This window comes from Mycobacterium sp. NGS58 (assembly GCF_059812385.1).
Genome location: NZ_JCALCO010000015.1, coordinates 127,241 through 136,278, shown reverse-complemented (window position 1 = coordinate 136,278; position 9,038 = coordinate 127,241). Strand labels below are relative to the sequence as shown.

Below are 9,038 nucleotides of genomic sequence, written 5' to 3'. Positions count from 1 at the left end.
TGGCGAGACGTGGTCCTGCTGATCTGCGCCGTGCTGTTCACGATCGTCTGGTGGAACGTCAGCCACAGCAGGGACAACTGGCTGCCGATGTTCGTCGTCCTGATCCTGCTGTGTGTGCTGGCCGCCGCCTACGCGTTCCGCGGCGTGCTGCGTACGGCCCGGTCCCTACTTCGGAAGCGGCAGGGTCACGCCGACGGTTAGTGGGCGCTCGCGAGTCGGTGACTCAGAGGCCTTCGTCACATCAGAGGCGGTGGGCGACCGCACAACGCGCGCTCTGCGTTGTCCTGTGGCAGGATCGCGATGTGAAGGCGCACCCTCTTGCTGTACTGACTTGTGCTGTGCTGTCGATGATTTGGGCTCTGGTCATCGGCCCGGTATCCGCGGCCTCAGCAGAACCCTGCCCCGATGTCGAGGTGGTGTTCGCCCGGGGCACCACCGAACCGCCAGGTGTCGGACGCATCGGCCAGAGCTTCGTCGACACCTTGCGGTCGCACGTCGGCAGTAAGTCGGTAGGCGTCTATCCGGTGAACTACCCGGCTACCACCGACTTCCCCACGGCCGCCGACGGCATCAGCGACGCCGGCACCCATGTCGAGCAGATGGCGGCGAACTGCCCCCGCACCAAGATGGTGCTCGGCGGTTACTCGCAGGGTGCCGCGGTGATGGGTTTCGTCACCGAAAGCGCCGTACCGGACGGCGTCCACCTGGTGCAGGCGCTACAGCCGATGCCGGCCGAAGTCGCCAACCATGTGGCGGCGGTGGCGCTGTTCGGCAAGCCATCGGGCCAGTTCATGAGCATCATCAATCAGCCGCCGGTGAACATTGGGCCGCTCTATTCGGCGATGACGCTCGAATTGTGCGTACCCGGCGACCCGGTCTGTTCCGGCGCGGGCAACCCCGCCGCCCACCGCCAATACGTCGAGGCGGGCATGGTTGACCAAGCCGCCGATTTCGCCGCCAATCGGCTGTCTTGAGATTCGAGCGCATCCGGGGCGACTAGTCACTGGGTGGCGCCACCGATCATGTGGTGGACGTCGCGCACCGACCACGGCTGGGCCTGGTGATGGTCGCGGTAGGCCAGCAGCCGCGGTGTTTGGCGATCGAAGCTGCCCACGAAACCGCCTGCGGCAACGAAGATTCGACCGGTCACCTCACGCGACAAATCGCTCGCGAGGTAGGCGTAGACCGGCGCGACGAACTCGGCCGGAGCGCTGTCGAGCGACGCCCGCATGGTCATCTCGTCGAGCAGCCCGCGGCGATGCAGGTTTTCGATGTGTCGTTCGTATTCGGCACCCGTGGACAGCCGGGTCCGTGCGCCGGGACACACCACGTTCGCCCGCACGCCGTGCGGCTTCAGTTCGGCGGCAATGGCCATCGTCAGGCTGTTGACGGCACCCTTGCCGGCCGGGTACCCCGTGCCGCCGTAGTCCCCGAGAAACGCCACCGAACTGGTGTTGACGATGGCGCCGTGCCCCTGCGCGGTCAGCACCGGAGCGGCCACTCGACAGGTGTGGAAGGTCGTGCCCAGGTGGCCACTGATCAGGCGGTCGAACTCTTCCGGCGAAATCGTCAGGATCGACGAACCCGGGGGTTCAGCGATGCCGGCGCAATTGATCAGCGTGTCCAGCTGCCCGAATATGCTCACGCACGCGTCGACGAGCGAGTCGGCGACGCGCTCGTCGTCTGCGGCTCCCACCACCGCGGTGGCCCGCCCGCCTGATGCCGTGATCGCCGCGACCGTCTCCTGCACGGCGTGCCCGTCACGCCCGTTGACCACCACACCGGCGCCCAGGCTGGCCAGCAGCTCGGCGACCGCCCGCCCGATGCCGCGGCTGCCACCCGATACCACCACGCCGCGGCCGTCTAGCGGAGCCTCGGTGCCGCTCATCGCCCGATCCCACAGTGGACCAGCCGAGAACCATGTAAAGCGTTGCGCGCGAAGCGGTCTCGATGTCGGAGGCAGCCGAGCTCGCCGATCGACGTCACGGACATGAGGCGAACAGTACCCAGCCGGACCGGAAATGAGAACCAACCAACGTGTCCTGCCCGATCATGTGGGTCCGGCGAGTGAAGCGACCCCTACCAACCGGATGATTGGGCTGGATTCACCGCCCTGCACCCCAACGCTTCGCAACACAGGTGTTTGCCAGAGCGCCGGCCAGTTCGCCGTCGGACGGCCCACGGCCCACAACATCCCAGCTGGATAGCGGTGTGACCCATGCAGGAAGTCCTGAACTCTGAATTTGCGGCTTGCCGGCTCCCCGCTCGTGCACAGTGGAAACTGTTCACAAATTATGCGAATCGGTTGCCCGGGCGATAGCCGGGCGGGGCACAGGGGGCGTATAGTCTCCAATGAAGTCCGTTATGGACGTGTCGCCGTTTAGCTAAAAGCGGTCCAGTCAGCCGCACGGCTACTGAGCTTGGTATGGCTCCGGCGCATCAGCCCCAGTCAGCTCCCCGCTCCTTCATGCGTTGACCACTCGACCGTCCGGCGGATCGAGATGCTGTGGGGGCGAGAGATGCGCATCGTCGCGGCCCCCACTGCATACGACTCTAGGAGAGAGTCAGCATGCAAACTTGTTCTCGCGCAACTGTTTACACGATTAGTCGGGTGAGCATGGGGTGCGCAAGCCGATGACCAACGTTATCTCTGCAACGCGGCCAGCCCCGCGACCCAAGACCAAGACCGACGATTCGTACGACGATGTCGTCGACATGTTCCTGGCGCTGCAGCAGTTGCCGGCCGAATCGCACGAGTACGCCCACCAGCGCGAACGCATCGTGTCCCGATGCCTGCCGCTGGCGGACCACGTCGCCAGCCACTTCGCCCGTCGGGGCGAAGGTCTCGAGGACCTGATCCAGGTCGCGCGGCTGGGGCTGATGAACGCTGTCAACCGATTCGACCCCGCGAAAGGTCCCAGCTTCATCGGATTCGCCGTGCCCACCATGATGGGCGAGGTCAGGCGTTACTTTCGCGACTACAGCTGGGGAATGCGCGTCCCGCGGCGCCTGCGTGAGCTCCATGTTCAGATCAGCAGAGCGACCGCGGATCTGTCCCAGCAGCTTGGGCGCGCGCCCACCGCCGGTGAGCTGTCCCAGGTGCTCGAGGTTCCGCGCGAGGAGATCGTCGAATGCCTCGTCGCGGGTGACGCCTATCGGCTCGACTCCCTCGACGCGCCACTCGGCGCGGACAGTTCGGGAACACCTCGCTCGGTAGCCGACTCGGTTGGCGATCTCGATCCACAGATCGAACACATCACCAATCGGGAAGCCCTGCGAGTGTTGGTTGCCACCCTTCCGCAGCGTGAACGCGAAGTATTGCGCATGCGGTTCTTCGAATCCATGACGCAGAGCCAGATCGCGGAGCGGATCGGCGTGTCGCAGATGCAGGTGTCTCGCATCCTGGCGAACACGCTGACCTCCCTGCGCGATCAACTCGAGTAGGCGGTAGTTCTCCCAGGCGCTGCGCGGCATACCTTGCCGCGCGGCCCTGTACTGTGCGACTGAAAAGGACAACCCGAACTTTGTCGCCAGTAGACCTGGAAGGGAACTCGATGCGATGACGATGTCACGAACGGTGATAGCGGGTGTCGCAGCGGCGACGGCGCTGGCAGTGTCGGTGGCCGGCTGCGGCAGCAACAAGTCGCAGCCGTCGCCGTCGAAGTCGGGTTCGGCCAGTTCGGCAACCTCGGCCACCGCTTCCGCGCCGGCGTCGTCGGCGCCGGCGCAGCCCAATGAGTACGCCAAGCTGCTCATCCAGCCCAGTGACATCAACGCCCCGGTCCCGTTCACCGCCGCGCCTCCGACCGACAATCCCAACGGCCAGCCGGGCGTGGCGACCACCTTCAAGGACGACGATGGTAGCCACGCAATCAAGGTGACCATCCAGGTCTACGACGATCCCGACGACGCCACAAACGCGTTGAACGCTGCGAAGGGCCAACAGGGCGGCGTGATCAAGGAATCCACCACGCAACCGTCGAACATCGGCAGCGGCGGAACGATGTTGATGGGCAACACCCCAGATCGCAGCAAGGGAGTGGTGATCCTGCTCTTCACCGAAGGCAAGGCGCTTGCCACGCTGGAATTCGACGGCCCGACGGACACGCTGGCCCCACCGGATTTCGTCAACGACGTCGGCCAAAAGCAAGACGCGGCCATCAAGAAGGGGCTCGGCAGCTAGCCGCTGCGCCACCACCATCGGGGGGACGCTAGATGAATGTCATCAACGGCATGCCGGCTCACGCCCTGCTGCTGCATTTCGTACTGGTGCTGGTGCCCCTGACCGCACTGCTGGAAATCATTTGCGGGTTGTGGCCGGCCGCCCGGCGCGGGCAGCTGATGTGGCTCACGCTGCTCCTGGCCGTGGTCACCATGGTGTTGACACCGATCACCATCAACGCCGGCGAATGGCTTTACGACCTGAGAAACAATCCCAGCCCGATCCTGCGCGAACACGCCGAGCGGGGCAGTTTGATGTCCTACTTCGCGGCCGCCTTGCTGGCTGCCGCGATCGTCCTGGTTGCAGTGCGGGTGACGGAACGCCGATCCGACAAGGGCCGGGCCGCCACCCGCATACTCGTCGCGATACTGGTTCTGGCGGTGGGGGTCTCGTCGATGGTCCAGATCTACCGCGTGGGCGATGCCGGTGCGCAATCGGTCTGGGGTACAGAGATCGCGCGCCTGACCAAGAATCACGCAGGCTGACGAGACCGCCGGCGGCAAAACCCCTCGATGCGTCTTAACAGCAGCGGCCACCGTAACTGTGGCACGCTAGCCACAGTTTGCGACATGGGCGCTTGCGTTGCATTACCGTTTGCGGTGTCGAAACCGGGGGCGGAAGGAAATGTTGATGAGCAAATTACCCAGGCTTGTCATTGGAGTGCCGTTGACCCTGGCACTGGCGGGCGCGACGGTCATCGGCTGCGGCAACGGATCGAAATCATCGCCGGCCACATCGTCGTCGGCCACGTCGCCGTCCGGCGCCTCGAGTTCGGCCGGCCACACCCCGGCCTCGACGTCCGCGGGCGCGCAGCCGTCCGACTACACGCGGTTGCTCATCGCGGCCAGCGATATCGATGCCCCCGAAATCTTCACGGCCACCCCACCGATCAACAATCCCAACGGACAACCGGGGGCCAGCACCACCTTCAGCAACAACGACCACACGCACGTGATCGTCGACAGCATTCAGATCCTGTCCGATCCCGCCGCCGCGCAGAGCGCATTGGAATCGGCGAAGTCGACGCATGACGGCGTGGTGCACGGCTCCCCCGTGCCGATAGAGATCGGCGCGGGAGGCACGACCATCTCGGGCCCCTCGCCAGACGGGGCCAAAGGAGTGACCCTGCTGTTGTTCACCGAAGGCAAGGCCTTCGCTGAACTTGAGTTCGACGGCCCACCCAACTCTCTGGTGCCGCCGGACTTCGTCACCGACGTCGGCCAAAAGCAGGCTGCCGCGGTCAAGAACGGACTCGGCGGCTAGATCTCGAGCGGTCACGCCGTTGGCGTGAGCAGAAAGAGCCGGAACCGGCGTCCTCCTGCGCATTCCTGGGCCAGCCGGTAATTCGGCCAGGCGGCCAGCACTTCGTGCCACGCTTCGTCGCGCTGCGCGCCACCGAGCAGTTGCGCCGTCGCCAGGAACCGGTGGCCGCGACGCCGCACGGTGACCCGTTGCGCCCCTTTGAGATTCGCCGACCAGGACGGGTGACGCGCACGCCCCCAGTTGGATCCGACCAGCAGCAGACCCTCACGAAAGGGCACATACCGCACGGTGGCGCTCCGGGCGAGCCCGGTCTTGCGGCCCGAGACGGTGATCCGCACGTTGGGCAGGCCGGCCAAATCCAACACGCCGAACCGTCCGCTGGTCAGGAAGCGAAGCACGGCTTCGAGCCATTCGACGACCTGGTGGCCGTGGAGGATCAGCAGGCGGTAGGCCGTCGGGTTGCGGACCCACCGCTGCAGCGGATTCATGGAACGACTGTATTCCGCGGTGGCCGGATAGAGGCGTCCGTGCGATGAAATGCCGTTGACGAACCGGCGTTTGGGCAACTTCTCGAGTCGGCACTGCGCCGAATAAATAAATTGCTTGATTTAACCCGGGCGCCGGGTGTTCACTGAGGCGATGACTGCCGAGCGGGTTGCCCGCTCCGATCGGTCGACGGGCACCCGAGAGGCCATCCTGTCGGCCGCCGAAGTGCTTTTCGCCGAACGGGGAATGTACGCCGTGTCGAACCGGCAGATCAGCGAAGCGGCCGGACAGGGTAACAATGCCGCGGCTTGCTACCACTTCGGCACCAGGGCCGACCTGCTTCGCGCGATCGAAAGCAAGCATCGTGAGCCGATCGAGGAGCTACGTGCCCGGATGCTGGCCGCCATCGGCGATTCGACCGAGCTACGGGACTGGGTCGGCGCGTTGGTGCGCCCGCTGACCGATCATCTGTCCGCGCTGGGCACGCCGACCTGGTACGCCCGGTTCGCCGCGCAGGCCATGGCCGATCCGACATACCGCCATGTGGTCACCAAAGACGCACTGGCGTCTCCCTTGCTGGTGCAGACACTCGACGGCATCAACCGCTGCCTACCGGACCTGCCCAAGCGGGTGCGTGCGGAGCGGATGGTGATGGTGCGCAACCTACTCATGCACACCTGCGCGGAACACGAAGGCGCCCTGGCAGAGCACGGATCGCGGTCGCGGTCGGCGTGGCCGGTGGCCGGCGAAGGGTTGATCGACGCGATCGTCGGCGTGTGGCGCGCACCGGTCCACGTGGGCGCGGTCGGCGCCCGACCCGAACAGGCGCAAGCGCAGGCCTACAACCGAGGAGCACGATGACCGAAGGATCCACCGCAACCGATATCCCGGAGTTTCCGATGACACGGGCGCCCGGTTGCCCGTTCGCGCCGCCTCCGAAGGTATTGGAGCTCAACGCCGACAAGCAGCTGAGCAGGGTTCGGATCTGGGACGACAGCACCCCATGGCTCATCCACGGCTATGAGGCGATCCGCGCGCTGTTCACCGATTCCCGCACCAGCGTCGATGACCGGTTGCCCGGCTATCCGCACTGGAATGAGGGCATGCTGGCCACGGTGCACAAGCGCCCGCGCTCGGTGTTCACGTCCGACGCCGAAGAGCACACCCGCTTCCGCCGGATGCTGTCTAAGCCGTTCACGTTCAAGCGAGTTGAAGCGCTGCGGCCCGCGGTTCAGAAGATCACCGACGACCACATCGAGGCGCTGCTGGCAGGCCCGAAGCCGGGCGACGTCGTCAGCACCCTGTCATTGCCGGTTCCCTCCCTGGTGATCAGCGAGCTGCTCGGCGTGCCGTATGAGGATGCGGAATTCTTCCAGGCCCAAGCGCAGCGAGGCATGGGCCGCTACGCGACCGAGGAGGACACCGCCCAGGGCGCCGCCTCGCTGGCGAAGTATCTGGCCAACCTGGTGCGGGCGAAGATGCAAGATCCCTCAGAGGATTTGGTGTCCGACCTGGCCGAGCGGGTCAACGCCGAAGAGATCAGTGTGCGCGAGGCGGCGCAACTGGCCACCGGCGTGCTGATCGCCGGTCATGAGACCACCGCGAACATGATCAGCCTGAGTATCGCGGCCCTGCTCGAACATCCCGATCAACGGACACTGCTGCGCGACGCCGATGATCCGAAGCTCGTCGCCACCGCGGTCGAAGAGCTGATGCGCTACCTGAGCATCATCCAGACCGGCCAGCGCCGAATCGCCGTCGACGACATCGAAATTGGCGGCGAGACGATCCGCGCCGGCGACGGCATCATCTTAGACGTCGCCCCGGCCAACTGGGATGACCGCCAGTTCCCCAACCCGGACCGCCTGGACCTGCTCCGCGAAGACGGGCCGCACGTCGGGTTCGGCTACGGCCGCCACCAATGTGTGGGTCAGCAATTGGCCCGCATGGAATTGCAGATCGTCTTGCCCACGCTGCTGCGCCGCGTTCCGACGCTACAGCTTGCCGTGCCGCTGGATGACCTTCCGTTCAAGCATGACGCGTTGGCCTACGGCCTCTACGAGCTGCCCGTGACATGGTGAAACCCGACCTGTCGCTGGAAGTTCCGGATCTGCGTGGCAGATTGGCCGTGGTGACCGGGGCCAACAGCGGTCTGGGGTTCGGCCTGGCGAAGCGCCTGTCGGCCGCGGGTGCCGACGTGGTGATGGCGGTCCGCCACCGGACCAAGGGCGAACGGGCGATTGGCGAGATCCGCCGCGAAATGCCCGAGGCCAAACTCAGCATCAGGCAACTCGACCTGTCCTCGCTATCCAGTGTGGTCGCGATGGCAGAGGAACTGACCGCAGAAGGCCGCCCGCTCGACATCCTGATCAACAATGCGGGGGTCATGACGCCCCCGCAACGGCAAGAGACCAGTGACGGATTCGAATTACAGTTCGGCACAAACCATTTGGGACATTTCGCGCTGACCGGCCGGTTGCTGGGCTTGTTGCGCGCGGCGGAATCGGCGCGAGTCGTGACCGTCAGCAGCATCGCCGCGACCCAGGGCGATCTCGACTTCGGCGACGTCAACGCGCAACGGGAATATAAGCCCATGCACGCGTACGGCGTCGCCAAATTGGCCCAGCTGATGTTCGCCATCGAACTGGACCGGCGCAGCCGCCTGGGCGGGTGGGGGTTGATATCCAACGCCGCACACCCCGGCCTGTCCAAAACGAACCTGCTCAGCGGTGCCTCGTACGGCCGCACCACACCGACGTTGCAGGCCCGACTGACGCGGCTGACCTGGCGGCTGCTGCCATTCATGTGGCTCGACGTCGACGAAGGCATCAAGCCGACCCTCTACGCCGCGGCATCACCGGAGGCGCAGGGCGGAAAATATTACGGACCTCGTGGTTTCTACGAAACCGTCAGGGGTGGAGTCACTTTCGCGGGTGTCCCCCCGCTTGCGCGCAGCGAACCCGATATGCGACAAGTGTGGCAGCTCTCCGAACAGCTCACCGGCGTCGGCTATCCGGCTTGACCTCAGAAAGTGGTGATAGATGGCGTTTCGATCCGCGACAGTCGG

Annotated in this window: 10 protein-coding genes and 1 pseudogene; 9 read left to right on the top strand and 2 right to left on the bottom strand. The window is 65.4% G+C overall.

Annotation, left to right across the window (positions count from 1 at the left end; translation table 11 throughout):
- Together AC5Y4H_RS15990 and AC5Y4H_RS15985 are read left to right on the top strand one after the other, a co-directional pair.
- Positions 1–201: pseudogene (locus AC5Y4H_RS15990) on the top strand (hypothetical protein); the annotation flags it as partial.
- 137 nt (positions 202–338) lie between these two features.
- Positions 339–974, top strand: coding sequence for a cutinase family protein (locus AC5Y4H_RS15985; protein WP_499983154.1), 636 nt, complete (start codon positions 339–341; stop codon positions 972–974).
- Between the two features lie 26 nt (positions 975–1,000).
- Here the strand turns inward: AC5Y4H_RS15985 and AC5Y4H_RS15980 are convergent, their stop codons facing one another.
- Complete coding sequence (locus tag AC5Y4H_RS15980) at positions 1,001–1,888, bottom strand: SDR family NAD(P)-dependent oxidoreductase (RefSeq protein ID WP_499983153.1); 888 nt, start codon at positions 1,886–1,888, stop codon at positions 1,001–1,003.
- A gap of 746 nt (positions 1,889–2,634) precedes the next feature.
- Between AC5Y4H_RS15980 and AC5Y4H_RS15975 the strand changes: the two genes are divergently transcribed.
- The 4 genes from AC5Y4H_RS15975 to AC5Y4H_RS15960 all read left to right on the top strand — a co-directional run bounded on the left by AC5Y4H_RS15975 (position 2,635) and on the right by AC5Y4H_RS15960 (position 5,485).
- Positions 2,635–3,444: a SigB/SigF/SigG family RNA polymerase sigma factor gene (locus AC5Y4H_RS15975; protein ID WP_499983152.1), complete on the top strand. Its 810-nt coding sequence runs from the start codon at positions 2,635–2,637 to the stop codon at positions 3,442–3,444.
- Between the two features lie 115 nt (positions 3,445–3,559).
- Positions 3,560–4,183: a hypothetical protein gene (locus AC5Y4H_RS15970; protein WP_499983151.1), complete on the top strand. Its 624-nt coding sequence runs from the start codon at positions 3,560–3,562 to the stop codon at positions 4,181–4,183.
- A 32-nt stretch (positions 4,184–4,215) separates the two neighbouring features.
- Positions 4,216–4,707, top strand: coding sequence for a DUF2231 domain-containing protein (locus AC5Y4H_RS15965; RefSeq protein WP_499983150.1), 492 nt, complete (start codon positions 4,216–4,218; stop codon positions 4,705–4,707).
- Positions 4,708–4,852: 145 nt separating this feature from the next.
- On the top strand, positions 4,853–5,485 hold the full coding sequence (locus AC5Y4H_RS15960; protein ID WP_499983149.1) for a hypothetical protein: 633 nt from the start codon (positions 4,853–4,855) through the stop codon (positions 5,483–5,485).
- A gap of 11 nt (positions 5,486–5,496) precedes the next feature.
- On the opposite strand, the gene AC5Y4H_RS15955 is transcribed toward AC5Y4H_RS15960, so the two are convergent.
- Entirely contained in the window at positions 5,497–5,973 is a 477-nt protein-coding gene (locus AC5Y4H_RS15955; RefSeq protein WP_499983148.1) for a nitroreductase family deazaflavin-dependent oxidoreductase, read from the bottom strand.
- Positions 5,974–6,109: 136 nt separating this feature from the next.
- Here AC5Y4H_RS15955 and AC5Y4H_RS15950 point away from each other — a divergent pair, with 136 nt between their 5' ends.
- The 3 genes from AC5Y4H_RS15950 to AC5Y4H_RS15940 are packed head-to-tail and all read left to right on the top strand — an operon-like array spanning position 6,110 to position 8,993.
- Entirely contained in the window at positions 6,110–6,832 is a 723-nt protein-coding gene (locus tag AC5Y4H_RS15950) for a TetR/AcrR family transcriptional regulator (RefSeq protein WP_499983147.1), read from the top strand.
- Positions 6,829–8,052: a cytochrome P450 gene (locus AC5Y4H_RS15945; RefSeq protein ID WP_499983146.1), complete on the top strand. Its 1,224-nt coding sequence runs from the start codon at positions 6,829–6,831 to the stop codon at positions 8,050–8,052. Before AC5Y4H_RS15950 ends, AC5Y4H_RS15945 begins: the two co-directional genes overlap by 4 nt.
- On the top strand, positions 8,046–8,993 hold the full coding sequence (locus AC5Y4H_RS15940) for an SDR family oxidoreductase (RefSeq protein ID WP_499983145.1): 948 nt from the start codon (positions 8,046–8,048) through the stop codon (positions 8,991–8,993). Before AC5Y4H_RS15945 ends, AC5Y4H_RS15940 begins: the two co-directional genes overlap by 7 nt.
- Positions 8,994–9,038 lie beyond the last annotated feature (45 nt).

Excerpts from the sequence above, each read along its gene's own strand:
- AC5Y4H_RS15980 (WP_499983153.1), bottom strand. The coding sequence starts at position 1,888 with ATGAGCGGCACCGAGGCTCCGCTAGACGGCCGCGGCGTGGTGGTATCG.
- AC5Y4H_RS15975 (WP_499983152.1), top strand. The coding sequence starts at position 2,635 with ATGACCAACGTTATCTCTGCAACGCGGCCAGCCCCGCGACCCAAGACC.
- AC5Y4H_RS15970 (WP_499983151.1), top strand. The coding sequence starts at position 3,560 with ATGACGATGTCACGAACGGTGATAGCGGGTGTCGCAGCGGCGACGGCG.
- AC5Y4H_RS15965 (WP_499983150.1), top strand. The coding sequence starts at position 4,216 with ATGAATGTCATCAACGGCATGCCGGCTCACGCCCTGCTGCTGCATTTC.
- AC5Y4H_RS15960 (WP_499983149.1), top strand. The coding sequence starts at position 4,853 with ATGAGCAAATTACCCAGGCTTGTCATTGGAGTGCCGTTGACCCTGGCA.
- AC5Y4H_RS15955 (WP_499983148.1), bottom strand. The coding sequence starts at position 5,973 with ATGAATCCGCTGCAGCGGTGGGTCCGCAACCCGACGGCCTACCGCCTG.
- AC5Y4H_RS15945 (WP_499983146.1), top strand. The coding sequence starts at position 6,829 with ATGACCGAAGGATCCACCGCAACCGATATCCCGGAGTTTCCGATGACA.
- AC5Y4H_RS15940 (WP_499983145.1), top strand. The coding sequence starts at position 8,046 with ATGGTGAAACCCGACCTGTCGCTGGAAGTTCCGGATCTGCGTGGCAGA.